A 24,719-nucleotide genomic window follows, 5' to 3' on the forward strand; every position below is an offset into this window, starting at 1 on the left:
CCCGTTCGGCACCTCTCTCTTACCCCGGCGCTATGCTGCATTTGAGAAGGAAGTATAGGCTTTATTAAAATTTTGGCGAAGTGTAACTAATTGATAACAGCTTTGTCTAAATTTATGTATGATCGTCTTAAAGCTGATTCTCGAGAGTTTTTACTTTGCTTTTTCTTCGCTTAAGGAGAACAAGCTGCGAACGTTTTTGTCGCTGATCGGTATAACGATCGGCATCATGACGATCATCGGCGTATTCTCGGCTGTAGATACGCTGCGAAACAACCTTCAGAGCAGTGTCGACAAGCTGGGCAGCAATACCATTTATGTTCAAAAGTGGCCCTGGGAGTTCGGTGGCGATTATCAGTGGTGGAAATATATGAACCGGCCGAATGCTTCAATACGCGACTTTGAGAAACTGAAAGAGCGGATTACGAACGCGGAAGCTTTGTCCTATAATGTATGGGCCGGCAACCGGACTATCAAATACAAGAGTAACAGTGTGGAGGGCGCACAGGTATCGGCCGTCACTCACGACTACTACAAAACCTGGAACTTTGATCTGGATGACGGGCGGTATTTCTCGGAAGCAGAGTCGAAAGCGGGCAGTCCCGTCGCGCTTATCGGCTACAGCGTTGCCGAAGGATTATTTCCCAATCAGAAAGCCGTGGGCAAGACCATCAATGCCATGGGGCGTAAGATAACCGTCATCGGCGTCTTTGCCGAGGAGGGGGAAGACATGCTGGGCACGTCTGCTGATAAAACGGTGCTTCTGCCACTTAGTTTCGCTAGAAACGTAATCGATATTCAAAGTGAACAATATGGACCGGAAATCTCCGTGAGGGGGAAACCGGGGGTGCCTGTGGAGGAGCTGGAAAGTGAACTCAGGGGACTGATGCGCTCGGTGCGACGCCTTAGTCCGCTTCAGGACGATAACTTCTCACTAAATAAGTCAACTGTGCTGACCGCGCAGCTCGACAGCATGTTTGCCGTCGTGAACCTGGCAGGAGGGGTGATCGGTATCTTTTCGATCCTGGTAGGAGGTTTCGGGATCGCCAACATCATGTTTGTGTCTGTAAAAGAGCGAACGAATATAATCGGAATTCAGAAGTCGCTGGGGGCAAAGAATTACTTCATTCTGCTGCAGTTCCTCATCGAGGCGGTGGCTTTGTGTCTTATGGGAGGACTCATCGGGCTGGGTATCGTGTATCTGCTCGCCTTTATCCTGCATATGATTGCAGACGTCGACATTATTGTAGATATGAGTAAGGTGGTGTTGATGTTTATCCTGTCCACCGCTATCGGTTTGATCTCCGGGATTATCCCGGCCTTTATGGCTTCGAGGCTGGATCCGGTGGAGGCGATAAGAAGTAAGTAAGAGCGACCTGAGTACAACTCTTACTTGCTATTAAAGTTTTTGTGCTTCTTTGAGAAGTGTATCCTTGTCTATAGAGACTACACCCACATGCTCGCAAACCAGGCCACCAGCCAGATTGGCTACAGCTGCGGTTTTGAACACGTCGAGGCCGCCTGCCATACAGACCGCTGCGGTGGCAATGACCGTATCTCCGGCGCCTGATACATCCGCTATCTTGCGGATATGCGCGGGAATAATTTCCCTGTGGCTCGCCGACTGCATAAAGACTCCAAGTTCAGAAAGGGTTACCATAATATGATCAGCCCTCAATGCTTGCTGTAATTCCCTTGCCGCAGCTTCCAGCGACTCGCTTTGTCTCATATCAATCTCCATCTTCAAACCTTCACGGAGTTCTTTCAGATTAGGTTTGAACAGCGTGACATCTTTGTAGTGGAGGAAGTTTCTTTTCTTGGGATCTACCACGGTAATGATCTGCCTGGCTTTAGCCTCGGCAACTACCGCAAATATAAGATCTTCGCTGATCACGCCTTTATCGTAATCTTCGAATATGATGGCGTGAATCTCTGTGCTTTGAAGAATGCCGATGATGCGGCCGAACAGTTCATCGCGAAGGGACGGGTGCAGCAAAGCATCGGTTTCTTCATCGATGCGCAGCATCTGCTGATTCTGCCCAATGACGCGGGTTTTAACCGTTGTTGGTCTTCCTTCTGCAACGATCATACCTTCAGCGGAAAGCTGATGCTCTTCCAGCAAATGAAGGAATGCCTGACCTTCGCCATCATTCCCGATAACGGAACAGATGAGAGGTGTTGCGCCGAGTGATTGAACGTTCAGGGCCACATTGGCGGCACCACCGAGACGGTTCTCCCGCTTCTTAACAGAAATGATGGGCACAGGAGCCTCTGGGGAGATGCGTTCTACAGCTCCCCAAAGGTATGAGTCCATCATGACGTCTCCAATGATCAGAATGTTCAGTGTATCGAACTTACTGAATACGTCGATCATTTTAAGTTTGCTAGTGTGCTCTTGATCCGCTTGCAGGCTTCTATGAGTTTTTCTTCAGAAGCTGCGTAAGAGATCCGGATCGAGTTTTTGTCGCCAAATGCATCTCCGCTCACTACGGCTACGTGTCCTTTGTTGAGGATGTGCAGCGCCAGTTCGTCGGAAGTATTGATCACTTCGCCTTCTTCAGTGGTCTTTCCGAAGAAAGAGCTGACTTCCGGGAAGAAATAGAATGCACCGGCAGGCAGGTTTACCTTAAGTCCCGGTATCTCTTTCAACAGGTCGAAAACCAGGTTACGACGTTTTTCAAAAACTACCTGCATTTCCTTAACACTATCGAGTGTGCCATTATAGGCAGCAACACCGGCTTTTTGTGTGATAGAGCAGGTTCCTGAAGTGATTTGGCTCTGAAGTTTGTCGCATGCGTTAGCAATCTCTTTGCTGCTGGCAGAAAAACCAAGTCTCCAGCCCGTCATCGCGTATGCTTTAGATAATCCGTTGATGATGATCACACGGTCTTTGATGCTTGCAAATTCTGCAATAGACACGTGTGCATCAAGGAAGTTGATATGTTCGTAGATTTCGTCTGATATGATATAGATCTCCGGATATTTCTCGAATACCTTTACCAGTGCCGCCAGCTCTTCCCGAGTGTACACCGTACCTGTAGGGTTGTTAGGAGAGGAGAACATGAATAACTTGGTTTTCGGCGTAATGGCTGCTTCGAGTTCTTCAGGCGTGATTTTGAAATCTGTTTCCAGCGTGGTATTGATGAATACAGAAGTTCCTTCCGCTAATTTAACGAGCTCTGAGTAAGACACCCAGTAAGGAGTGGGGATGATCACTTCTTCGCCGGGATTTACCAGGCAAAGTATCGCATTGGTGAGCGATTGCTTCGCTCCCGTAGATACCACTATTTGATCAAAGTTATAATCGAGGTTATTTTCACGCTTTAACTTTTCTGCAATAGCCTTGCGCAGTTCCGGATATCCCGGTACCGGCGTGTAATAAGAAAAATTGTCGTCGATTGCTTTTTTCGCTGCATCTTTTACAAAGTCAGGCGTGTAAAAGTCTGTTTCCCCAAGACTAAGGCTGATCACGTCAACCCCTTTTGCTGCCAACTCCCGTCCAAGTTTAGCCATTTTGATGGTGGCCGACTCGTCGAGGTTATTTATGCGGTTAGATAAGATACTCATATTGCAAATATATATTAATTGTGGTTAATGGTAGAGGCGATTGCAAAGAAAGACCAGGCTTATAATGGCCTGAGTGGATGCTCAGGAAACAAAAAAAGCGACATGAAATGCCGCTTTTTATAGGTGGGAGAAAAGATGGCTAGTTTGCCGGTGTTTCACGCACACGGCCGGGACCGCCATTTCCCATTCCGTTACGCTGCTCAGTGATAAAGGTCTCGTAGCTCTTCTTCTGAACATCGGTCAGTACTTCTTTGATCTTCTCCTGATTTTGCTGCTGGAAGCCACGCATCTGGCTGCGCATAGCCTCACGGTCTCCCTGTGCTCCTGCAGCGTTCCTCAGGCTATCCATAGCCTTGCTTTGTGTAAGCAGGATAGCCGAAATTTTCGTTTTCTGATCATCCGTCAGCGACAGGCGCTTGTCTAGCATTTCCAGGCTGCGCTTTGCCATTTCTTCCGGGTTACGCTGCGGACGTTGCTGCGCCTGACTGAAGGAGATTGTTGCTACTAAGAAAGCGATTAACAAAAGATTCTTTTTCATATAGGTTCTTTTTGGAGATATAGACGCCAAATGGAACCGCTGGTTTAACCTGATGATATTTATTTCTATGCGTTAGTTTTTAGATTGATTGATCTGGGCTATTGATTTCTGCATCTGCGCCATCATCGCTGTGAGGCTTTCCATGGTTGGCTCCGGTGCCGGATCAGGGAAACTCGTAGAGATGTAGGCTTTTGCCTTCCAGACTTCGAGAATGTCTTCTGCCTGTACAGCATAGGGATCGTAAACCGGATTGTCGGAAATCAGCTTAATGGTCTTGTTTTCCCGGTAGCGGTTTCCGGCTCGTTTATAGACTATACCATCAGACTTAGTAATGAAGACATAGGTTTCGCCAACTTTTACGTCAGTCCAGTTTTCGATGTACTCGCCGATGACCAGGGTGCCGGGCTGCAACGGGAGCATCGAATCACCTTTCAACTCAAAGGCGCGGAACGTACCCTGAGGAAGGAAAGGAAGCCTGAACTTGGGCAGTTCACTGATGTATTCGGGGTCTGCATACCCGTTCAGATAGCCTGCGCTGGCTTTCACGGGAACCAGTTCTATATTCTCGCGATCTTCTGCATCTACTGAAATACTAAGCACGCGAACGCCTTTTGCATCGGCTTTTTGCTTGGGTTTCCACTTTTCAGTGATCTTTTCATTGATCAACTCATCCATGCTGAGTTCATAAAACTCTGCGAATTTTTTTAGCAAATCATATCTGGGCTCTGCGCGGTCTTCCTCATAGGCTCCTACAAGAGATCGTTTAATCTCCATTAAATCAGCGAATTGCTGCTGTGTAAGGCCCTTGCTTTTTCTTAGGTATCGTAGATTGTTCGAAATGTTGCGCATTTTAAAATAAATTTTGAATTACTAATAATGTTAGTATCTTTATGCCAATAAAATTAGCAAATAATTCTCATATATAAAGGCGAAAAATCATGAAAAGATTTGTTTACGTAATTACTGACAGAAACCGTACTTCCCTACATGTCGGCATGAGTTCTGATTTACTGAAGACCGTAAGTTTTTATAAAGAAATGCCCAATCTGTTTTTCGACAATACTAGTCAACTTAGCAGACTGATTTATTTCGAGGAGCTCTTATCTGAAGAGGACGCATTATATCGTTTTAACCAGATTTGCAAATTCACGAGAGCACAGAAAGAGAAGTTGATTAGAGAGGTGAATCCGGATTGGATTGATCTGGCTCCCGGTTTAGAGTATGAAGAGGAAGTAATGCGTGCAGATATTTCAGCTCTTCTTAGAATAAGAAAAGCGGCTTGAGTGAACCGCTTTCCTTGTATTGCTTGAAAATAAAATAGAACTGCTGCTTTGCTTACCAGCCGGGAGCGAAGGTCAGACCGAATACACCGGCTTTGATGTCCTTACGTTGAAATGGAAATGCGTAGTAAGGCTCCAGAACAAAGTAACCAAACATATTTACCCGGAGGGAAATACCGGCACTCATAGCGGGTATCCGCTCGATCGTTGACGAGGAATTATTAAGAACTGGATTCTGCGAAGGAATGTCGACCTGCTGCTGATTTTCGGATGCTTTCCATCTCAGTTTTGAGTTTTGGTTGTAAGCGATACCGATATCAAAAAACAGGTTCAGATCACTAAACAGGAATTTAGATTCTACGGCAGCGAGTTTCTCGGGACCCGTAAAAGGAAGGCGCACTTCGAAATTGGCCACGGCTATTTTAGAACCGGATAATTGATCGAAGGAAATTCCAGCATTATTTACTCCATTATTAGCATAGAGTGAGCTCGACTCATATCCACGGATCAGGTATGGATAGCCGATAAACAGTGGATATAAGGCACTCTGATCTTCTCCAAAACGCGTATAGCTGTAAAAGCGTCCGGCCAAGGTGACGGGTTTGATCCTGACGTATCTGCGCAGGTCGGCACTAAACGCATTGAAGGTATAGTCACCGATATAGCTTTCAACGCCCAGACGGAATCGGAAGCCGCTTAGTGGTGAGGTTACACCAGAGAAGGAGTTATCACCTACAAAAGCCGCGTTGGTCTGATAAATGGTGAAGGAATTGAAACTGTATCCCGGATAGGCACTTGCCAGGCGATCACCTTTTAATTTACGACGGTCTGAGTCGAAAGGGTAGTTGTCAATGCCGGTCACTTGTCCCGTACCTTCATCTACCGTTGCAATATAGTAGTTAGCCATCCGGTCGATGCGGTAGCTGTAGTAGGCAGCACCTAAACCGACTTCAAAACGGAAGATTCGGGAGAAGGGGTATATCCCGAAAACCTGCACCTGATCTTCAAACGTCCGCATGAGGTCTGTTCCCTCAACATAATTGTAACCGGTTTTAGCTGGGTTATCTCCTGCCTCAATCTGGCTAACATAGAAACCGGAAAGGTAGGGGATGTGCGAGATGGAGGTACCAAAGTTCACACGCCCCTGCTGATTGATATAAGCGAACTGCGCACCGAAGTCGTGGATTTCACCATTGATTGCGGCGGTGGCAAAAATCTGGTTTCGGCCGAGGATGTCACTGAAGATACCTTGAACACCGCTGGAAAGACCTGTACCGAAACGACCAACAGAGGCTCCGACTCCGTTACTCGCCAGATAGTCGAGTTTAAACTGAGGTTTGTACTTCGCATCTGTGATCCTTTCGGTACCGATGGTTTCAAAACGCTCAAAGTTTCTCAGGTTGGCATTGATCAGGTCTACACCTGTTTGCCTCAATGGCGGCAACGTGGCAGCTTCGAAATTGATCGCGACCGGATCGACTGGCTGCGGCTTGAAATCAGACGCTTTTGCATTATAGATGGTGTACTTCTGTGAGCGGTAGTACGAGTACAATACATCGTCATTTCTGGATACACTTAATGCAGGCGAGTACTCGGTGATGCCGCTGATCCCTGTAAAGTAGTCGGTCAGCTGTTCCACCTGTTCACTGGCGAGGGTATAGCGGTAAAGGTTCCTGAAACCATCGCGGTTGGAGAGGAAATAGATCTGTTCGCCGCTTGAAGAGAACTGCGGATTGAGGTTATTTGCTCCCTGGAAAACATCGATGTTGGTGATGGCTTTTGTAGAAAGGTCCATTGTCGCCAGGCTATAGGAGATATCCACGGAAGTGGAACCGCGTTCCAATGTTGTCCTGTCGCTGGTAAACAGCAGTTGCTTTCCATCGGGCGAGAAGGATGGCTGGTAATCGGAGTACTTGTCGTCTGTAAGTTGGGTGATCTTCTTTGTCCTTGTATTGAAAAGGTACAGATCGCTGTGACCTTCTTTCAAGCCAGTAAGGGCAATGTCTTCTCCATTAGGCGACCAGGCAAGGTTACTGAATTCGCGGACGTCGCCGAGCGACTCCGTCATGAGTACTTTGCCGTTGTCTACATTGACGATCATGAGTTTGTTGCGTCCCTGGGCGAAGATCGTGAAAGCAAACTTCTTGCTGTCGGGAGACCAGGCACCCGCAGATTCAATGAAGCTGAACTCATCAATATGGGTGTTCGATGTTCTGCTGGTTAGCTTTCTGATCACCTGTCCCGTCTTCGCATCGGCAAGGAACAGGTCTATACTGAAGAGTTCTTTCTCGGAGAGAAAGGCAACATACTTCCCGTCGGGAGAAATAGCAGGAGCTACGTTCATCTCTCCGCCGTTTTTGTTGTCTATCAGTTTGTTTCCTACAGGCACCTGGGAAGTATCTTTCAGCATCGGACGATATGTGTTTTCGATACTGGTACGCCACAGGTTGGAGAGAGTCCGCTCGTCGTATCCGAAGGTTCGGCGAATAGCGTTCTGGTAACCGAACTTGGCCGTCGCTTTGAAGAACGGAACGATGATGGTATCCCCGTAGGTGGAGCCGACGTATGACCAGAATGCCTGACCATAGCGGTAAGGGAAATATTTATTGCTCTCTGTCAGATCGCGCAGGGTTGGGATGTCTTTATTCAGGTAGGCATCGCGCATCCACATGGCGGTGAAGGCGTCCACCTTTCCAATAGAAAGGTACTCTGCCATACCTTCCACCATCCAGAGGGGAAGATTACCGATGTTCTCGAGATTTGTCGAATCTCCTTCGATAAGGGAGTGGTACTGAAAGGCGTGGACAAGCTCGTGACCCAGCACGTGACGTGTTTGCTGGTTGAGCTGCATCATCGGCATGACCACCCGGTTCTTCATTCCTTCGGTAACACCACCGGTTCCTACGCTGATGCTGCCGGAGATCGCCGTAGTTTGCTGGAAGTCGGCATGGTTGTTATACAGGATCACAGGGTTCCTCCGGGAGAAGGTATCTCTGAAAACCTGCTGGTGAAGGTCATACCAAAGTTCACTTTCCTGCATGAAGCGCTTAACCAGGCTGTCATTCTTCAGGTAGTAATATAGTTCAAAGTGAGGAGATTGGTTGACCTGAAACTTCAGGTTTTTATAACGGACTTTATTCTGTCCGAAATATTGTGCCTTTGCAGGTAGGGTGAGCATGAGCAGACAAAGAACAGAGAGGCAGCAGACAGCCCCCTTTATCAGACTCTTCACATTTAGGTCTAAGTGTTTCATATACGCTGATTTATATGGATGCTTATAGAGAACAGATTTTCAGTTGTTTAATTGTTCTGTTCTTTATTTTGTTTTCTTTCTTCGCGCCTCTCTTGTCTCTTCCTTTTTCTTTCAGACCGCGAGTCTTCTGGTTCGGTTTGCTGACTGGTGTTTTTGGGTGGCTGAGCCTCCTGTTTTTCTGCCGGTACCAGCGCATCTTCATGATCATAGAGCGATTCATCAATGATGAGTGAATCCGGTTCCGCCAGTGAGTCTACAGCGGTTGTGTCGGCAGCCGAGGTGTCAATGGTGTAGCGCGGAGACGGGCAGTTGTATTCTCTGTTGATCTTGGTGCCTGGAGCCGGGAATGCGCCGTATGTATAACCGGAGTTAGAGTCGTGGTAGACTTTCTCCATGAACCTTCCGAAGATAGGAAGTGCTGTATGCGAACCTTCTCCTGTTCCGGATGTGCGGAAATGGACACTTCTTTCGTCGCAGCCTACCCATACACCGGTTACGAGGTCTTTGGTAATACCCATGTACCAGCCGTCTACGAAGTCAGACGAAGTACCGGTCTTGCCGCCGATCTGGTTGCCTTTTTTCCAAAGGTCCCATTCCCAAAGAGACTGGGAGGTTCCTCCCGGTTCTTCCATACCACCTCTGAACATGTACAGCATCAGCCAGGCAATTTCCTCGGTGAGCGTTCTTTTCTGTTCGGCCTTGAAGTTCTCTAGCACGCGACCATCATGATCGGTGATCTTTTCTACGAGAATAGGCTCGGTGCGAACGCCTTTGTTCAGGAATGTTCCGTAAGCCTTTACCATTTCGAATACGGATACATCCGCTGATCCCAGACTGATGGAAGGGACAGACTTGAGGTCGCTTTCGATCCCGCAGTCATGGGCGTATTTGACAACATTGTCCCAGCCTACCTGCTCGGTAATCTGTGCAGTGATGGAGTTGACTGATTTACCCATGGCCCAGCGCATGCTCATTTCCATTCCGGAGAATGAGTAGCTTGAGTTTTTGGGCTCCCAGTATTTGGTAGAGTCGTCTTCCTGATACTCGATCCGAACGGGCTTGTCTACAAACTTATCGCATGGAGACATTCCGCTCTCCAGGGCGGCCAGGTAAGCAAAGGGCTTAAAGGTTGATCCGGCCTGACGCTTTGCCTGGTTGACGTGATCGTACTTGAAGTGCTCGAAGTCGATACCGCCCACCCATACTTTGATGTGTCCGTTAAAAGGATCGAGCGTCATCATTCCCGTGTTCAGTATACTCGCGTAGTACTTGATGGAGTCGATGGTTGAATATTCTACCTCTTTATCGCCGTCCCAACTGAAGATCTTCATCTTCTTGGGCTTATTCAGGTAGGCATCGATAGAATCCTGGTTGCCGTTATATTTCCTTTTCAGAGCGGCATAGATGGGCAGGCGTTGCGCAGCCTTCTGCGGGAAGTCAGGGATGACCTTTCCGTCGGATGTGCGCCATGGTTCCTCTTTTCCCCAGGCGTTATTGAGGCGCTTCTGCAGGATCTTCATCTGTTCGGCAACGGCTTCTTCGGCATACTTCTGCAGTCGGGAGTCGATTGTAGTGTAGATCTTGAGTCCGGATTCGTAGAGGTCATAGCCATTTTCTTCGGCCCAGTCACTGAGGTAACGTTCTACCGCCGAACGGAGGTAGGAGTCGCCACGTTCTTCTTCTGTGATCTGTCCCTTGCGGATATCAAGCGGGCGCTTGCTGTATCTGGTAAATTCTTCTTTGCTAAGGTATCCGTACTTTTCCATCTGGGATAGAACGACATTTCGGCGTTCCAATGCTCTCTCCGGATGGTTCTCAGGATTATAGGTTGTGGTTGCTTTCAGCATCCCGACGAGGAGTGCAGATTGTTCTATATCAAGCTTTTCGGGCTCTCGGTTAAAGTAAAGCTTAGATGCTGTTTTGATACCGTAGGTGTTGCTGCCGAAAGGCACGGTGTTCAGGTACATGGTCAGGATTTCCTCCTTGCTGTATTGTTGCTCCAGCTTCATGGCTGTAAGCCATTCTTTGAACTTGTAAATGATGGTCCTGGCCACGGGAACCTTGCGGATGAGTCCCTGTTGTTTATTGTTACGTGTGCGATAGAGGTTTTTGGCGAGCTGTTGCGTGATCGTACTGGCTCCACGTTTATCGCCCGACACGGTAGAAACCATGCTGGAAAGCAGGGAGCGAAGGTCAACACCGGAGTGGTTGAAGAAGCGCACGTCTTCGGTAGCTACCAGGGCGTTGATGGTTCCCTTGGTAATTTGCTTGAACTCTATGGGACTACGGTTTTCCTTATAATACCGGCCTATGAGGGTGCTGTCGGCTGTGTAGAGCTCGGAAGCGATCCGCATATTGGGCGCCTGAATATCTTTGATTGTGGGTGAGTAACCAAAAAGCCAGAGAAAATTGATTTCTATGGTACAAAAAAAGATGATGATAAGATAAAGGATGATGACAAGATAACGTAAGGGCTTGATCTTAATTTCTTTGAACATATACGTGTCGGAAAATAGCTTATCCTGAGTATGTAAAAATATATTGCTGCTGGTGAATGTATTAATCTTTTATCTCAAAGTGGTCTGCATCCTTCAGAAAGGGAAGTGTTCTTCTCACCCTGTGCAACTCATCGTCTGAGATGGAGAATGTATAAAGATCCTCGTCGTTTGGTTTATAGTAAACGGTCTTTCCGTTTGGATCGATGCACATCGAGTCGCCGGCATGGTAAACTTCATTGCCGTCGTGACCTACTCGGTTTACGCCGATTACAAAGGCCTGATTCTCTACCGCCCGCGCGGGAATCAGTGTCTTCCAGTGCGAGGAACGTTTTTCAGGCCAGTTAGCCACAACGAGAAGGATATCGTATTCAGCATCGGTATTGCGAAGCCATACGGGAAAGCGGAGGTCGTAGCAGATAACGGGACATATTTTCCATCCGTTGAGTTCTACAAAGAGTTTTTCTTTGCCCGGGGTATATACACGATCTTCTTTGCCGAGACCGAAAAGATGTCTTTTATCGTACTTCTCGAAAGTTCCGTCGGGTCGCATCCAGATGAGACGGTTAAAGAATTTACCATCTTCTTTTATAGGCAGGCTGCCGGTTACCACACAGCTGAAGCGCTGAGCCTGTTCAAGCATCCACTGCATCGTGGGGCCGTTCATTTCTTCAGCCAGGGATTCTACATTCATGGTGAAGCTGGTGCTGAACATCTCCGGTAAGACGATCAGGTCAGTCTTTTCGCGGATCGATGATAACCTCAGCGACAGGTTCTTCAGGTTCTTTTCTACGTTTTCCCAGAAGAGGTAAGCCTGAAAGGTTGTTATTTTTAAAATGCTCATCAATAATATTCAGATCGTAAATGTAAGACTAGATAACGTTTTATTCTGATGATTGGTCTATTCCAAAAATGAAAGTGTAAAAATGAGGAAAAATTATAGCTTTACTGTTAAGAAAGCGGAATATTATGATAAAAGAGGGTCGGCAAAGCAAGCTGTTTCTGGTGCTTGGCGCCTTTCTGGTTGCCAATACCATATTGGCGGAGCTTATTGGTGTAAAGATCTTCAGCGTGGAAGAGTCGCTGGGAATGAATAAGCTCGACATGGATCTTTTCGGAGTTCCTGGACTGTCGTTCAATATGTCTGCCGGCGTGCTTACCTGGCCGCTTATTTTTATCACTACCGATCTGATCAACGAATACTACGGCCTGAGGCAGGTGCGATTCCTCTCGCTCATCACTGCTATGCTGATTGCCTATGCGTTTATCATTATTGGTTTTGCCATGGACCTTGTACCCGCTGATTTCTGGGTAAAACAGGTGATTGAGGGTAAGGAGATTGATATGAACCTGGCCTTTTCAGGCGTTGTGGGGCAGGGAATGTGGATCATTGTAGGGTCGATCATCGCCTTTTTGGTGGGTCAGTTTGTTGATGTGGCCATTTTCCACCGGATCAAAAAGGCAACCGGGGAGAAGGGCCTCTGGCTGAGAGCAACAGGCTCTACCGTGGTGTCGCAATTCATTGACAGCTTCGTGGTGATCTTTATTGCTTTTTACCTGAACCCTCAATATAACTGGAGCTGGCAGATGGTGGCCGCTATCGGCTTTGTCAATTACTCCTATAAGTTCATTGTTGCTATCAGGATGACGCCGATACTGTATCTGCTGCATGGCTTGATCGACCGGTTCCTCGGTAAGGAGACGTCTGAACAGCTGCGTTTACAAGCAGCAAAGGATTAGTTGTTGTACAATATTTTTTAAGTTTTTTTCTTGCCAATTAAAATTTTCTAATTTTCGGCGGACCAATTATCACCTGCATGAAAGTGCGCCGCCCCTTGTTTTTCCTGCTGCTTTTGGCTGCTTCAGCAAGGGCTCAGTACGTAAACACAGGATCCAGGATGGTGTCTATGGGGAATGCGGGCGCGGCTATGCAGGACGTATGGTCTCTGCAGAGCAATCCTGCGGGTATTGCAGGCCTGCTTCGTCCTGAAGTTGCGCTGACTTATCAGAAGAACTTTCCGGGAACAAGCCTGAGTACACAAGCTGCGGCTGTGGTTCTACCGTTACAGTCGAATGTCTTCGGACTAGGCCTTCAGCGCTTTGGTTTCTCGGCTTATCAGGAGAGCCGACTAGGCTTTGTTTTTAGCAGGCGGTTTGGCGATGCGCTCTACACGGCTCTTGGGTTCAATTATCATCAACTAAGCATTCCAGGTTACGGCAACACGAGTGCGTTCTCAATTGATGCCGGCCTTCAATACCGGCTTACAAAAGCGCTGCGGGTGGGAGCGAGTATTTCGAATCTGTCGGGTTCAGGCTATGAAGAGTCAGCTTCTGAATCTATTCCGCTGGAAGTATCTGTGGGTGGCGCCTATCAGTTTTCGGATGAACTCTTATGTACTGCCTCGTTAGGGGCGGGTAACGATAGTAGTGGATCAGACTTTCGCATCGGTATGGAATACAATGTATTGAGTTGTCTTGCTTTAAGAGCAGGTTTAGGCATGCACCCTTTTAATCAAAATGCCGGGCTAGGTTACAAGATGGAACATGTTCATGTTGACATCGCGATCAGCAACCATTTTGTGTTGGGATATACACCTCAGATTTCACTAAGCTATGCGTTTTAGGGCTCTTCTGGTCACGTGTTTGTTGATGCTCCTGGCGCTTGGTACCCGCGCGCAAACAGAGACGGCAGATCCGGTGATCGGGTCGATACTGGAGACCATCGCTGAGAACGGGCAGCCGGAAGAGGACTATTCAGAACTGGCCGAAAGACTTCATTACATCAAAGAACATCCTATTGATCTGAATACGGTAACGGCAGGGGATTTATGTCAGCTGGTGTTCATTAGTCCACTCCAGGCAGAAAATCTGATTCGCTACAGGGAGGAGAACGGCGCGTTTACAGACTTGCAGGAACTGCAGCTGATCGATCTTTACACCTGGCCGCTGATTGAGCAGCTGCTGCCCTTCGTGGAGATCCGCAAGTCCGGATTGTTGCAGCGGGATCTGGCGCGTGTTCCCGGCAGGTTGGAGTGGATGAGCACCTTTGGAAAGGTGCTGCAACACCAGAGGGGGTATCAGGCCGATGACTCCGTTCGGCACTACGAGGGTTCGTCCTTTCGGCTGGTGTCGCGCCTGCGGTATTATCAGGGGAATAAAATTTCGGCGGCAATTACCATGGAGAAAGACGCGGGTGAGCGACTTGCTTTTCAAAACGGGGCTAAGGGCTTCGATTTTTATTCGGCCAATGTGTTTATCAGAGGAAGCCGGCTAATCAGAAAGGTGGTACTGGGTGATTACTCCCTGCAGTTTGGACAGGGCCTTGCCTTATGGTCGGGACTTGGGTTTGGCAAGGGCGCCACTATCAGTGGAATCGCAAAGACGCAGGCGGGTGTGAGGCCTTATTCATCTACAAACGAATCTGGGTTTTTCCGGGGATTGGCAGCCACCATGGTGTTCCGCAAGCTGGAGATCAGCCCTTTCATTTCTTACCGGAAGATAGATGCTTCTGTTGTGGACGGCGACTCGCTGGGAGCTGCTGAGATCAGTTCCATTAGCGTTACGGGGCTGCATCGTACAACTTCGGAGTTGAATAAAAGGAACGCTGAAGGGCAAATGGTGCTTGGCTCTGTTGTGCAATACGAGCATAAAGGATTCAGACTGGGAGCATTAGTGTCGCGGACGCATCTTAGTAAAGCTCTCCACCCGGGTGACGCGCTTTATGAGCGCTTTGATTATTCGGGATCTGATCTGACGACAGGTTCGGTATACTCCAATTGTACCTGGAAAAACACCTACTCATTTGCAGAGCTGGCACATAGTATTGGCGGGGGACTGGCGATGATTGGTGGCATTATGGGGAGCTTGTCGCGGCAGGTTTCTGCTATTGTGCTCTACCGCAACTATCAGGCAGACTATCACTCCTTCTTCAACGGTGCGGTAGCGGAGGGGACGGGTGTTGCTAATGAACGTGGGCTCTACTCGGGACTGAACATACGTCTGAATTCGAAGTGGGAGTGGTCTTTCTATGCGGATCTGTTCCGTTTTCCATGGATGCGTTATCGGGTAGATGCCCCTTCGGTAGGGAAAGAGATCGTCACGCAGGCGGTCTGGTCGCCCTCTAAACAGACCAAGCTATCGTTTCGGTTCAGGTCTGTCGGCAAGCAGCAGAATGATGCCGTGGAGAATGCGGTAAACTACTTGGTGCCGGTACAGAAGGAGAATTACCGCTTGGATCTGATATACTCCCTGAATAAAACCTGGACTCTCAGGAACCGGGCAGAGTTGGTGCGCTATCAGAAAGATTCGGTCGTTCAATATGGTTCTGTTCTCTATCAGGATGTGATCTTTAAACCTTTGGGCGGGAGGTTTAGTGGAAATTTAAGAGTAGCATGGTTTCATACCGGAGGATTTGATTCCAGGATTTACGCGTTTGAGAATGACGTGCTGTATAGCTATGGGATGACATCTTACCAGGACCGGGGGATTCGGTTCTATTTGAATGGCAGGTACCGCGTGGGGCGGGACATGGATATCTGGCTTCGTTATGCCTGTTCAAGTTACCGAGACAAGAAGGAAATAGGAAGTGATATGGATCTGATAGCAGGAAACACGAAGTCTGATGTCAGGCTTCAGTTCAGGTATGTTTTCAGATGAGGCCTTTTATCAAACCTGTTTTTCTCCGGCTAATGCTGCCGATGTTAGCGGGTATCATTCTCGGTCGCAGTTATGGCGCTGATGCGGCGATGTATTCAGTCGCCAGATGTATCGCACTACTATTATCGGTTCTCATGCTGCTGCTGCATGTGAACTACACGCGGTTCAGCATGTACATGAGGCCCTGGTTTCCCGGTCTGGTCTTTCAACTTTTTATCCTGACGCTAGCTGCCCTGCATACTGCGTCAGGTTTACCGGAACATCAGCCGGACCATTTCAGCTCTTCGCGGGCAGAAGGATTTCTGATAGAAGTATGTACTGAGCCGCAGGAAGGACCATCCATCACCAGATGTGAGGTGCGCGTACTTAGCGGGCTCAGGTCATCTGCGCCAATCAGGTGTGAGGGGAAGATGCTGCTTTCGCTGCAGAAAGAACCGGATTTGAGCAATACTATTTCGATTGGCGACAGGCTGATAGTACCGGGTCGGTTTACTACGATCCAGGGACCGAGGAACCCAGGTGAGTTTGACTATGCATCTTATATGAGTAACAGAGGACTGCGGCATCAGGCTTTCTTTAAAATGTCGGAAGTAGAGTATGCGGGACACGCAGCCTGGAATTATATGTATGCAGCCGTGGAGCTGCGGAGGAAAGTTGTTAGGAAGCTCGACACTTACGTGGGCAACAAAGAGTCGGCAGCAGTTATATCGACATTGCTGCTGGGATATAAAGCAGACCTGAGAAGGGATATTCTGAATACCTATAGTAGCACCGGAGTGATGCATGTGCTTTCCGTTTCAGGCATGCATGTAGCCATAGTTGCCGCGCTCGCAGGTTATCTGCTCGGCTTTTGGAAAGGCCGTAAATTGAGCGTGATACAAGCGTTGCTGATCATTGCTTTGGTCTGGATGTATACATTGCTTTCAGGCCTGTCGGCGGCGGCATGCCGCTCGGCTGTTATGATCAGCTTCGTGATTGCAGGCCGGTTGCTGGACAGGAATGCAGATATGCTCAATTGCGTACCGGCAGCAGCATTCTTCCAGCTCTTGTTCACGCCCATGTGGTTATTTGATGTTGGCTTCCAACTGTCCTATATCGCTGTTACGGGACTGGTGATATTGTATCCGCTGATGAACGGGGCTTTCGCCTTCAAGAACAGAGCTTTCAAGACGCTCTGGTCTTACCTCGCCTTTTCAATGGCAGCGCAACTGGCCACTTTCCCACTGTGTTTATATTACTTCAATCAGTTTCCCGTGTATTTTCTGGCGAGCAACTTATTTATCATGCTGCCCGTGACGGTTGTGATGTACTCTGGTGTTGGTTTTCTACTGCTGGCATTCATCCCATTCACGGAGGTTCCGCTGCGCACGATGGCCTGGTTGATGGAAAATGGTATCGGTGTATTGCACTACGGACTGCGGGTCATTGAGAAGCTTCCTTTCTCCAGTATGCACGGCTATCGTCTCCACCTTACGTTCTATCTGTTGATATATTTGCTTGTAGCTACTTTGTATGTGGCGGTACTTAAGAAGAGCAAGCAAGCCCTCTGGTGTTCGCTGATTATCGGACTGTGTATCGCTTCAACATATTCGGTATGCGGACTTATCGTCTGGAAAAGAACCTCGGTGGTAATCTATGCTGTAAGAAACCACTTCGCCATGGCTTTCATCCGAAGGGGAACAGCAACCATTGTAAGTGATATGAACGTGGATGACAAGGCAATGGCGTATTCGGTCATGCCACTGATCAGGGACAGGAACCTGGAATTAAAGAAGATAGTGAATACGAGATCATCGTTTTACGAAGCAGATTTCAAAATTTCCTCAGGAAGGATCCGGTTTTATGATCTGGAGTTGGACATTATAGAAGGCGATGGGCATAGTGGGAGTAAGGGCAGACCCTTGTCTGTTACAACCGGGAATGCACGGTCAGTAGCAGGAGGACGAAATACCCGGCGGATCATCCTTCTTCATAATGACCCGTATGTGGATCTTTTGCAGTTTGATAACTTGACCTTCGTCGTGGTTGGAGATAAGAATCGTGGGCGTAATATAGCACACTGGTTGGAGCAAGCAGAGTCGCTGGAAATGAAAGTTCATGACCTTAAAAGGATGAATGCCTGTGAGTTGGAATGGTGACCCTTGGTTAGAGGGGTGAAAAACCCTTATCTGGGTGAGATAAGGGCTTGGTTTATAATTAGCCAGATGAGCTTGATCAAATATATGTAAAAATTTAAAGTAACAAAGTTATTTTCATTTAAATCAAAAATAAATTCTTGTGTAAAGCGTTCCCGCGTGTTTTATAGGGTTATTCTCGGGTTTGCATTGTTCAATGTATTGTAAATCAAGTTCTTATTGCCGGTTTTTTTCCGGGAGTCAAAGCAGGAGGTAGGATATGGAAGCGATATAAAGCATACAATTCACGTCTTTTAAGATCAGAAAGCCCGATGGGCAGTAATTTTCCTGGCTTAATCCTCCTTGTTTAAGTATCCGAGGGGCTGAAACTGAAGATAGATTTTTTTAAAATATTTTTAAACAGAGCACGTTTCTTGCTGTTGTTAGGAAAACATCTAGACAACAAAACTATGGATAAGCAAATAGTAGACACTTTAAAAGAGTCATTTAACGGCCCTCTTCTTCAGGATAATCCTGACGCGAACGTAGGCAAATCAGAAAGAATTATCTCATTGGGCACAGGCGCATTCATCTTATTTAACGGAATAACCAATATATTCTCGCATCCTTTGATTTCATTAGGTAAGATTATGATTGGTGGTTCTTTATTACAACGCGGACTTACCGGATACTGCCCGCTGAAATCTGCCATTGAAGATTCTATAGAGACACCTGCTCCGCGACCTTTAATTGCATCGCAGAGCATTCCTGTTTCTTAAGAACGGATTTAGCTTCTATCAATAACCTTTATATTCGAGGCCTGAACTCTTAGAGCTCTGGCCTCTTTTTGTTAACGAATAATGCAGGCATATATGAAAGCCATTAATCCCCTTACGGGAGAGCTTATAAAAGAATATCAAGCAGACACGCCCTCGGAAACGGCTGCCAAGCTTGAAAAAGCAGAAAGGGCCTTTCAGGACTGGAAGACCTTATCTTATGCAGAACGTGCAGGGTATCTGTTAAAGGTTTCCGACGTGTTGGAGTCAAAAAAGCGGGAACTCGCCACATTGATGGCGAGGGAAATGGGTAAACCCCTCCGGGCGGGCATGGGCGAGATTAGCAAATGTGCGCTTGTATGCCGCTATTATGCGGAAAACGCCGGGAAGTTTCTCCAAAAGGATGCGATCAGTACTGACGCTTCAGAGAGCTACGTCACTTTTCAGCCATTAGGTGTGATACTGGCTGTTATGCCCTGGAACTTCCCTTTTTGGCAGACCTTTCGCTTTCTGGCTCCGGGACTGATGGCTGGTAATGCGGCTGTTTTGAAACATGCATCCAATGTTCCGGGATGTGCTCTTGCCACAGAAGAGATCCTCAGAGAAGCGGGTATCCCTGAATACGTATTTCAAACGCTCCTCATTAGCAGCAATGAGGTAGAGGAGATTATAAAGAATCCGATTATCAAGGCAGTAACACTGACGGGAAGCACCGATGCAGGTATGAAGGTAGCGGGACAAGCAGCATCTCTGCTGAAGAAAGCTGTTCTGGAGCTTGGAGGAAGTGATCCCTACCTGATCTTTGAAGATGCCGATATAGAGCTGGCTGCTACGAAGTGTGCGGAGAGCAGGCTGATCAATGCGGGGCAAAGTTGTATTGCCGCCAAGCGGTTTATTGTTCTGGAAGGTGCGGCAGAAAGCTTCATCTCCAGGTTTAAAGAAAAAATGGCTGCGCAACAGCCTGGCGATCCCTTGGATGAGAAGACGAGCATGGGGCCGATGGCGACAGTAAAGCTGAGGGACGAACTCCATGAACAAGTACAAAAGAGCATCGAAGCGGGGGCTGAGTGTATCCTTGGAGGAACGGTTGAACCGGGCCCGCATGCGTTTTATCCGCCGACTATTCTCACCAATGTAAAAAAAGGGATGCCTGCTTACGATGAAGAGCTGTTTGGTCCCGTAGCCTCGGTCATTGTGGTGAAAGACGAGGAGGATGCGCTTCGTGTGGCAAATGATACGACTTTCGGTCTTGGTTCAGCCATCTTCACAAGCGATCAGGAACGTGCTGTGCGGATTGCGGAGAGAGGGATAGATGCCGGGTGTTGTTTCGTTAACGACTATGTACGCTCGATACCCGAGCTCCCTTTCGGAGGTGTAAAGCAATCCGGTTACGGCAGAGAGCTCGGAATCTATGGGATTCGTGAGTTCGTGAATATCAAAACGGTTTACCGGGCATAGCGCTAGCGGAACTTGTCGTAAACACCTGCTTTAAGACTCTCACTCAGGAAGTGATGCTCGGCTGAACTAAGTTCAGGTGCAGGTGAGTCTTTGATGATCTCATGCAACTGCTCCAGGGTTCGGATGCCTACGACCGCAGATGCTACAGGTTGCTTTTTCAGCACATACATGATAGCGGCCTGGGAAACGCTCCTCTTTTTTCCGGCAACAAAGCTGACTGCTTTAGCTGCCGTTTCCACGTCTTCTGGAGTATACTCCAGATAGGGGCGGGCGGGTTTATCGACCAGTAGTCCTTGTGCAAGGCTGCCTCTTGCGAGCACCGATATCTGATTTTCCTGAAGAAGCTTCAGCACACTTTCTTCGGGCCTCCTGTCGAGCAGACTGTATTGCATCATCACGCTGGAGATGCCTGATTTATGAACATATTCCCGAATAACCTGCGGCCGGATAGAAGATATGCCGTACGCCCGGATTTTTCCTTGCTGCTGCAAAAGGGTAAAAGCTTCGAGAATATCATCTATAGGATCTTCGATCGTTCCCCCATGAAGCTGATACAGATCGATATAATCCGTCTTTAACCTTCTCAGGCTCCCTTCGACAGCCTGTATGATGTAATCTTTGCCGGGAGCCCAGTCCCATCCGCTGCCATCTTCTTTCCATTTATTCCCCACTTTCGTGGCAACGATACAATCTTTACGGCGGCTATTCAGCAGGGTTCCGATACGCTCTTCGTTCTCACCTTTGTCATACAGATCCGCTGTGTCAAAAAAGTTGATGCCTGCGGCGATCGCTTCGTCAACGATCTGTCTGTTCTGCTGATCGTCCTTTCCAAGGGACATGCATCCAAATCCTATTTCGCTAATCCTGATATCTGAGTTTCCGAGTTGATTGTATCTCATATCGTTCTTTCTAGTATGCCCTAAAATTAAGGTTATTTCATGTATTCTCCTTTTAAGGGGCAATCTTTTCAAAAATGTTGCTAATTTCCCAATCTAATAACATTTATGCAGGAAAAAGAGTTTACACCGGAACTGTATGTTGTGGGTGCTGGTCCGGGTGACCCCGAGCTTATCACCCTCAAAGGGTTGAAGGTGATCCAGCGTGCCCCCGTCATACTATACGATAACCTGGCCAATAAAGAGCTGCTTGACTATGCCCGTCCCGATTGTGAGCTGATATATGTAGGCAAGCATCCATATGGGGATTATACAGCCCAGGAAACCATCCATGAGATCATACGGGATAAAGCTTTCGAAAGAGGTATGGTGGTGCGTTTAAAAGGCGGGGATCCCTTTATTTTCGGACGCGGCTTTGAGGAAGTCCTGTTTGCCAGGCAGCTGGGTATTGCTACATACTATATTCCTGGTATTACCAGCATGCAGGCTTCAGGCTTTAGTGATATTCCACTGACTCACCGCGCCATCAGTGAGGGTATCTGGGTGTTGACGGGGACAAAGAAAGACGGGGGACTATCTTCAGATCTGCGTCTGGCTATGAAAAGCAATGCGACGGTAGTCATCTATATGGGCATGAAGAAGGTACATGAAATTGCGGATACGTATCTTCAGGAGGGCAGAGGTGATACTCCGGCTGCGATTATTCAGCATGCTACACATTTTAAAGAGAAGTCGGGAAGTGGCTTTGTGAAAGATCTCCCCGCAATCGCCGAGCGCCATCATCTTACCCATCCTTCCATCATCATCATTGGGGGCGTGGTGGCTTTAAAGGACAGTACTCCCGGTCTTTAAAGCCGGCTTTAGGAGGTGTATTTAAAGAAGGATAGCCTCAAGGCGCGAGCGTTCAGCCGGGTAATCCCACATACTGGAAGTCCGTTTTTGTACAGGTAAATAGATTTCAGCTAAAGCTAATTTACAGCTCGCTGAACTGCTTTTTACCCAGAACAAAGTACTGCCATACAATCGACTTCTTATAGAGACCCTTATCATTAAATGGCATGCCGCTGGCAGCTCTTTTAGCCCGGTTTCGCCGGAGGTCTGAAAAGAAGGAGCGATGCGCCTTACTGATTGCTGCAGCGTGCTTGAATTTACCTGCCGCCGCAAACTTGAGCAGCGTGATAAAGTCGAGCCAGAACCGCATGAAGATGACATAGAAACATCTGTTGGTATCGAGGTTCTTCAGCAGCATGGACAGATTGTTGCGGAAGTTCAGATAAGTCTTGTAGGGGTTCTCTGTTTCAAGGGTTCCGCCGCCCACATGGTATACGGTGGAGTCGGGGCAGTACATGATCTTCAGTCCCCTGCGCTTTAACCGCCAGCAGAGGTCGATCTCCTCCATATGGGCAAAGAAATCGGCATCGAATCCCTGAGCATCTTTCCAATACCTGCTCTTGATAAAGAGCGCGGCACCGCTAGCCCAGAATATTTCGGAGGCCTCGGTATACTGACCTTCATCTTTCTCTACCGTGTCGAATATCCTGCCCCGGCAAAACGGGTATCCATAAGCATCAATGAAGCCACCTGCGGCACCAGCATGCTCGAAGAGCTCCGGACTATAATAGGCCCTGATCCTGGGTTGTGCAGCTGCGATCAGCTCATCACTTTCCATCAAGTCGATAACCGGTTCAATCCAGTTTTGAGTGACCTCAACGTCTGAATTGAGGAGGACGTAATAATCCGCCTCCACCTGCTTGAGTATGGTATTGTAGCCACGGGCAAATCCTTCGTTATGCTCGTTCTGAATAACTTCAATAAAGGGAAAGTTCCTTTTGACATAATCTACAGAATCATCAGCCGATGCATTATCAGCTACCACGATCCTGAGATTGGGGTATGTGGAGTTCACTACAGACGGAAGAAATTTCTCGAGAAGGGCCTGGCCGTTCCAGTTTAAAATAACTATAGCTACGCTCGGTTTATATGACATGACCTTGTAATTCTTTAAACTTCCATCGCTTGTGCGACCAAAGCCACATTTCCGGTTTCCTGATGATAATCTTCTCCAGAAAGCGCGTATGGGTCTCCGTTATCTCGTATTCTGCTGTTGTTTCCGGATTTTCGAATAAGGTCGTCAGATGGCATTCATAGAATCCACGTCTTACACGATCCAGATGGGCATAGATTACGGGCATATTCCTCTTCATAGCAATCTTTTCGATTCCCAGGAAGATGGGAGTACGCTGGTTGAGGAAGTCAGTGAAATATTGAGTTTCGCTTTGCACAGGCGTTTGATCACCTACAAGCGCGAGTGAAAAGGTTTTAGACTTGCAGGCATGCAACGCGCGCAGCGTGTTTTTCATAGGAACCATAATGGCGCCGAAGCGTGAACGCCAGCCGTTCATGATCTGCTCGAAGTTTTTGTCTGAGAGTGGTTTATACACTACCATACAGGGCTCCGGGTAGAGGGATGATATGATCGGCGAGCCCCATTCCCAATTGCCGTAATGCGCTGTGACGATCATGACCGGCCGCCCCTGATTGTAAAATTTCCTGATCTCATCCTGGTTGGTGATGTGCAGTCGCTTCTGTATAGAGGCTTCAGACATAGAGGCCATTTTAAGCGTTTCAACCATCACATCCACGAGGTTGAGATAAAATCTCTTTTCAATCCTGCTGAGTTCTGCGCTGGTTTTCTCCGGAAAGGAGTTCCTGAGATTGCCCATCACTACAGTCCGGCGGTATTTAATCACATGATAGAGGAGGATATAGACAAGATCGGCAAGAAAATACAGTACCCGGAACGGAAGTAATGAAACAATATATAGGGGATATCTGATAAGGCTTTTAAGAACCTTCTTCATCTGTATTTTTATAGTTAATTTCGTGCCAGTAAATACAAACATAGTACATAGCATGCACAAAGGCGCAATCTTTCCTTTATTTTACCTGCCACCCGTAGAGTTTTTTAGCCAGATGAAGGCCCATAAAGAACAGATCGTTATTGAGGCTTCGGAACATTTTCCTAAGCAGACATACCGGAACAGGGCTTCCATAGACTCACCGCAGGGTAAGCTTGACTTGATTGTGCCCGTTATTAAAGGCTCAAAAGTACACACGAACATCAGGGACGTGAAAATTAGCTATGACTTCAACTGGCAGAGACTGCACTGGATGAGCATACAGACCTCCTACAGGCGTTCTGCATATTTCGAGTTTTATGAGGACGCTTTCGCCCGCTTCTATGAAGAGAAATGGGATTACTTGTTTGACTATAACGTGGAGTTGCTGGAGCTATTGGCAAAAAGTTTGAAACTTCAGCTCCCTTATACCCTGAATTCGGGTTATGAAGAGACATACCCGGATATGGATGATTTTCGGAAATCCATCCATCCAAAGCTACCTTCAGATCGGACATTCAAGGAATACTTTCAGGTTTTTGGAGAACGGAACGGCTTTCTTCCTAATCTCAGCATCATTGATCTGCTGTTTAGTCAGGGCCCTCAGAGTGCTTCTTTTCTCTAGTTCAGCCTGTTAGCTGGTCGAAAGGGTACTGGTCCGAAGACGTCTTTGCTGAAGGGTAGCTTTACACGCTCACCCAACCAGCTGACCGGGGTAGAATGCTTTTGTCATGCTCATTTAATCCTTGAGCAAACTGTATCGCTGTTCTGAAGTTTAAAAGCTGTATCCCG

At 47.7% G+C, this 24,719-nt stretch carries 20 protein-coding genes; 10 read left to right on the forward strand and 10 right to left on the reverse strand.

The window, feature by feature from the left end; all coding sequences use genetic code 11:
• Window positions 1-118 precede the first annotated feature (118 nt).
• The gene (locus tag ACO1NU_RS14880) at window positions 119-1,366 is read left to right on the forward strand and encodes an ABC transporter permease (RefSeq protein ID WP_448819279.1); all 1,248 of its coding nucleotides are present in this window, start codon (window positions 119-121) and stop codon (window positions 1,364-1,366) included.
• Window positions 1,367-1,396: 30 nt separating this feature from the next.
• On the opposite strand, the gene ACO1NU_RS14885 is transcribed toward ACO1NU_RS14880, so the two are convergent.
• The 4 genes from ACO1NU_RS14885 to ACO1NU_RS14900 form a co-directional block, all read right to left on the reverse strand.
• The gene (locus ACO1NU_RS14885) at window positions 1,397-2,371 is read right to left on the reverse strand and encodes a bifunctional heptose 7-phosphate kinase/heptose 1-phosphate adenyltransferase (RefSeq protein ID WP_448819280.1); all 975 of its coding nucleotides are present in this window, start codon (window positions 2,369-2,371) and stop codon (window positions 1,397-1,399) included.
• Entirely contained in the window at window positions 2,368-3,564 is a 1,197-nt protein-coding gene (locus tag ACO1NU_RS14890; protein WP_448819281.1) for a pyridoxal phosphate-dependent aminotransferase, read from the reverse strand. The genes ACO1NU_RS14885 and ACO1NU_RS14890 overlap by 4 nt, the downstream gene beginning before the upstream one ends.
• A 139-nt stretch (window positions 3,565-3,703) precedes the next feature.
• Window positions 3,704-4,102 carry a hypothetical protein gene (locus tag ACO1NU_RS14895; RefSeq protein WP_448819282.1) on the reverse strand — a complete coding sequence of 133 codons (399 nt, stop codon included), beginning with the start codon at window positions 4,100-4,102 and terminating at the stop codon, window positions 3,704-3,706.
• A 72-nt stretch (window positions 4,103-4,174) separates the two neighbouring features.
• Complete coding sequence (locus tag ACO1NU_RS14900; protein WP_448819283.1) at window positions 4,175-4,951, reverse strand: XRE family transcriptional regulator; 777 nt, start codon at window positions 4,949-4,951, stop codon at window positions 4,175-4,177.
• Window positions 4,952-5,040: 89 nt separating this feature from the next.
• On the opposite strand from ACO1NU_RS14900, the gene ACO1NU_RS14905 reads away from it, so the two are divergent.
• Window positions 5,041-5,385 (forward strand): GIY-YIG nuclease family protein, encoded by a 345-nt coding sequence (locus ACO1NU_RS14905; RefSeq protein WP_448819284.1) that lies wholly within the window; start codon window positions 5,041-5,043, stop codon window positions 5,383-5,385.
• 52 nt (window positions 5,386-5,437) lie between these two features.
• On the opposite strand, the gene ACO1NU_RS14910 is transcribed toward ACO1NU_RS14905, so the two are convergent.
• The 3 genes from ACO1NU_RS14910 to ACO1NU_RS14920 all read right to left on the reverse strand — a co-directional run bounded on the left by ACO1NU_RS14910 (window position 5,438) and on the right by ACO1NU_RS14920 (window position 11,974).
• The gene (locus ACO1NU_RS14910; protein WP_448819285.1) at window positions 5,438-8,635 is read right to left on the reverse strand and encodes a DPP IV N-terminal domain-containing protein; all 3,198 of its coding nucleotides are present in this window, start codon (window positions 8,633-8,635) and stop codon (window positions 5,438-5,440) included.
• A gap of 47 nt (window positions 8,636-8,682) precedes the next feature.
• Complete coding sequence (locus ACO1NU_RS14915; RefSeq protein ID WP_448819286.1) at window positions 8,683-11,133, reverse strand: penicillin-binding protein 1A; 2,451 nt, start codon at window positions 11,131-11,133, stop codon at window positions 8,683-8,685.
• A gap of 61 nt (window positions 11,134-11,194) precedes the next feature.
• Window positions 11,195-11,974: a nitrilase family protein gene (locus ACO1NU_RS14920; protein WP_448819287.1), complete on the reverse strand. Its 780-nt coding sequence runs from the start codon at window positions 11,972-11,974 to the stop codon at window positions 11,195-11,197.
• Window positions 11,975-12,099: 125 nt separating this feature from the next.
• Between ACO1NU_RS14920 and ACO1NU_RS14925 the strand changes: the two genes are divergently transcribed.
• From ACO1NU_RS14925 to ACO1NU_RS14950, 6 genes are all read left to right on the forward strand, one after another.
• Entirely contained in the window at window positions 12,100-12,870 is a 771-nt protein-coding gene (locus ACO1NU_RS14925; protein ID WP_448819288.1) for a queuosine precursor transporter, read from the forward strand.
• Between the two features lie 77 nt (window positions 12,871-12,947).
• The gene (locus tag ACO1NU_RS14930; protein ID WP_448819289.1) at window positions 12,948-13,754 is read left to right on the forward strand and encodes a hypothetical protein; all 807 of its coding nucleotides are present in this window, start codon (window positions 12,948-12,950) and stop codon (window positions 13,752-13,754) included.
• Window positions 13,744-15,786 carry a helix-hairpin-helix domain-containing protein gene (locus ACO1NU_RS14935; RefSeq protein ID WP_448819290.1) on the forward strand — a complete coding sequence of 681 codons (2,043 nt, stop codon included), beginning with the start codon at window positions 13,744-13,746 and terminating at the stop codon, window positions 15,784-15,786. Before ACO1NU_RS14930 ends, ACO1NU_RS14935 begins: the two co-directional genes overlap by 11 nt.
• A 32-nt stretch (window positions 15,787-15,818) precedes the next feature.
• Window positions 15,819-17,924, forward strand: a complete 2,106-nt coding sequence (locus tag ACO1NU_RS14940) for a ComEC/Rec2 family competence protein (protein ID WP_448819291.1) — start codon at window positions 15,819-15,821, stop codon at window positions 17,922-17,924.
• Window positions 17,925-18,370: 446 nt separating this feature from the next.
• Window positions 18,371-18,679: a YgaP family membrane protein gene (locus ACO1NU_RS14945; RefSeq protein ID WP_448819292.1), complete on the forward strand. Its 309-nt coding sequence runs from the start codon at window positions 18,371-18,373 to the stop codon at window positions 18,677-18,679.
• A 93-nt stretch (window positions 18,680-18,772) separates the two neighbouring features.
• Window positions 18,773-20,134 (forward strand): NAD-dependent succinate-semialdehyde dehydrogenase, encoded by a 1,362-nt coding sequence (locus ACO1NU_RS14950; protein ID WP_448819293.1) that lies wholly within the window; start codon window positions 18,773-18,775, stop codon window positions 20,132-20,134.
• A gap of 2 nt (window positions 20,135-20,136) precedes the next feature.
• On the opposite strand, the gene ACO1NU_RS14955 is transcribed toward ACO1NU_RS14950, so the two are convergent.
• Window positions 20,137-21,033 carry an aldo/keto reductase gene (locus ACO1NU_RS14955; RefSeq protein ID WP_448819294.1) on the reverse strand — a complete coding sequence of 299 codons (897 nt, stop codon included), beginning with the start codon at window positions 21,031-21,033 and terminating at the stop codon, window positions 20,137-20,139.
• A 105-nt stretch (window positions 21,034-21,138) separates the two neighbouring features.
• Here ACO1NU_RS14955 and cobA point away from each other — a divergent pair, with 105 nt between their 5' ends.
• Window positions 21,139-21,882 carry a uroporphyrinogen-III C-methyltransferase gene (gene cobA / locus ACO1NU_RS14960; RefSeq protein ID WP_448819295.1) on the forward strand — a complete coding sequence of 248 codons (744 nt, stop codon included), beginning with the start codon at window positions 21,139-21,141 and terminating at the stop codon, window positions 21,880-21,882.
• Window positions 21,883-22,003: 121 nt separating this feature from the next.
• Here the strand turns inward: cobA and ACO1NU_RS14965 are convergent, their stop codons facing one another.
• Together ACO1NU_RS14965 and ACO1NU_RS14970 are read right to left on the reverse strand one after the other, a co-directional pair.
• Window positions 22,004-23,017: a glycosyltransferase family 2 protein gene (locus ACO1NU_RS14965; protein WP_448819296.1), complete on the reverse strand. Its 1,014-nt coding sequence runs from the start codon at window positions 23,015-23,017 to the stop codon at window positions 22,004-22,006.
• On the reverse strand, window positions 23,007-23,891 hold the full coding sequence (locus ACO1NU_RS14970; RefSeq protein ID WP_448819297.1) for a lysophospholipid acyltransferase family protein: 885 nt from the start codon (window positions 23,889-23,891) through the stop codon (window positions 23,007-23,009). Before ACO1NU_RS14970 ends, ACO1NU_RS14965 begins: the two co-directional genes overlap by 11 nt.
• Before the next feature lie 52 nt (window positions 23,892-23,943).
• Here ACO1NU_RS14970 and ACO1NU_RS14975 point away from each other — a divergent pair, with 52 nt between their 5' ends.
• On the forward strand, window positions 23,944-24,552 hold the full coding sequence (locus ACO1NU_RS14975; protein ID WP_448819298.1) for a WbqC family protein: 609 nt from the start codon (window positions 23,944-23,946) through the stop codon (window positions 24,550-24,552).
• Window positions 24,553-24,719 lie beyond the last annotated feature (167 nt).

This window comes from Arcticibacter sp., assembly GCF_053551015.1.

Bases quoted from the DNA above. Each gene is read 5' to 3' on its own strand.
- ACO1NU_RS14890 (WP_448819281.1), bottom strand. From the start codon at position 3,564: ATGAGTATCTTATCTAACCGCATAAATAACCTCGACGAGTCGGCCACC.
- ACO1NU_RS14935 (WP_448819290.1), top strand. From the start codon at position 13,744: ATGCGTTTTAGGGCTCTTCTGGTCACGTGTTTGTTGATGCTCCTGGCG.
- ACO1NU_RS14975 (WP_448819298.1), top strand. From the start codon at position 23,944: ATGCACAAAGGCGCAATCTTTCCTTTATTTTACCTGCCACCCGTAGAG.
- ACO1NU_RS14930 (WP_448819289.1), top strand. From the start codon at position 12,948: ATGAAAGTGCGCCGCCCCTTGTTTTTCCTGCTGCTTTTGGCTGCTTCA.
- ACO1NU_RS14955 (WP_448819294.1), bottom strand. From the start codon at position 21,033: ATGAGATACAATCAACTCGGAAACTCAGATATCAGGATTAGCGAAATA.
- ACO1NU_RS14910 (WP_448819285.1), bottom strand. From the start codon at position 8,635: ATGAAACACTTAGACCTAAATGTGAAGAGTCTGATAAAGGGGGCTGTC.
- ACO1NU_RS14965 (WP_448819296.1), bottom strand. From the start codon at position 23,017: ATGTCATATAAACCGAGCGTAGCTATAGTTATTTTAAACTGGAACGGC.
- ACO1NU_RS14895 (WP_448819282.1), bottom strand. From the start codon at position 4,102: ATGAAAAAGAATCTTTTGTTAATCGCTTTCTTAGTAGCAACAATCTCC.
- ACO1NU_RS14885 (WP_448819280.1), bottom strand. From the start codon at position 2,371: ATGATCGACGTATTCAGTAAGTTCGATACACTGAACATTCTGATCATT.
- ACO1NU_RS14920 (WP_448819287.1), bottom strand. From the start codon at position 11,974: ATGAGCATTTTAAAAATAACAACCTTTCAGGCTTACCTCTTCTGGGAA.
- ACO1NU_RS14940 (WP_448819291.1), top strand. From the start codon at position 15,819: ATGCTGCCGATGTTAGCGGGTATCATTCTCGGTCGCAGTTATGGCGCT.
- ACO1NU_RS14880 (WP_448819279.1), top strand. From the start codon at position 119: ATGATCGTCTTAAAGCTGATTCTCGAGAGTTTTTACTTTGCTTTTTCT.
- ACO1NU_RS14925 (WP_448819288.1), top strand. From the start codon at position 12,100: ATGATAAAAGAGGGTCGGCAAAGCAAGCTGTTTCTGGTGCTTGGCGCC.
- ACO1NU_RS14970 (WP_448819297.1), bottom strand. From the start codon at position 23,891: ATGAAGAAGGTTCTTAAAAGCCTTATCAGATATCCCCTATATATTGTT.
- ACO1NU_RS14900 (WP_448819283.1), bottom strand. From the start codon at position 4,951: ATGCGCAACATTTCGAACAATCTACGATACCTAAGAAAAAGCAAGGGC.
- ACO1NU_RS14915 (WP_448819286.1), bottom strand. From the start codon at position 11,133: ATGTTCAAAGAAATTAAGATCAAGCCCTTACGTTATCTTGTCATCATC.
- ACO1NU_RS14950 (WP_448819293.1), top strand. From the start codon at position 18,773: ATGAAAGCCATTAATCCCCTTACGGGAGAGCTTATAAAAGAATATCAA.
- cobA (WP_448819295.1), top strand. From the start codon at position 21,139: ATGCAGGAAAAAGAGTTTACACCGGAACTGTATGTTGTGGGTGCTGGT.
- ACO1NU_RS14905 (WP_448819284.1), top strand. From the start codon at position 5,041: ATGAAAAGATTTGTTTACGTAATTACTGACAGAAACCGTACTTCCCTA.
- ACO1NU_RS14945 (WP_448819292.1), top strand. From the start codon at position 18,371: ATGGATAAGCAAATAGTAGACACTTTAAAAGAGTCATTTAACGGCCCT.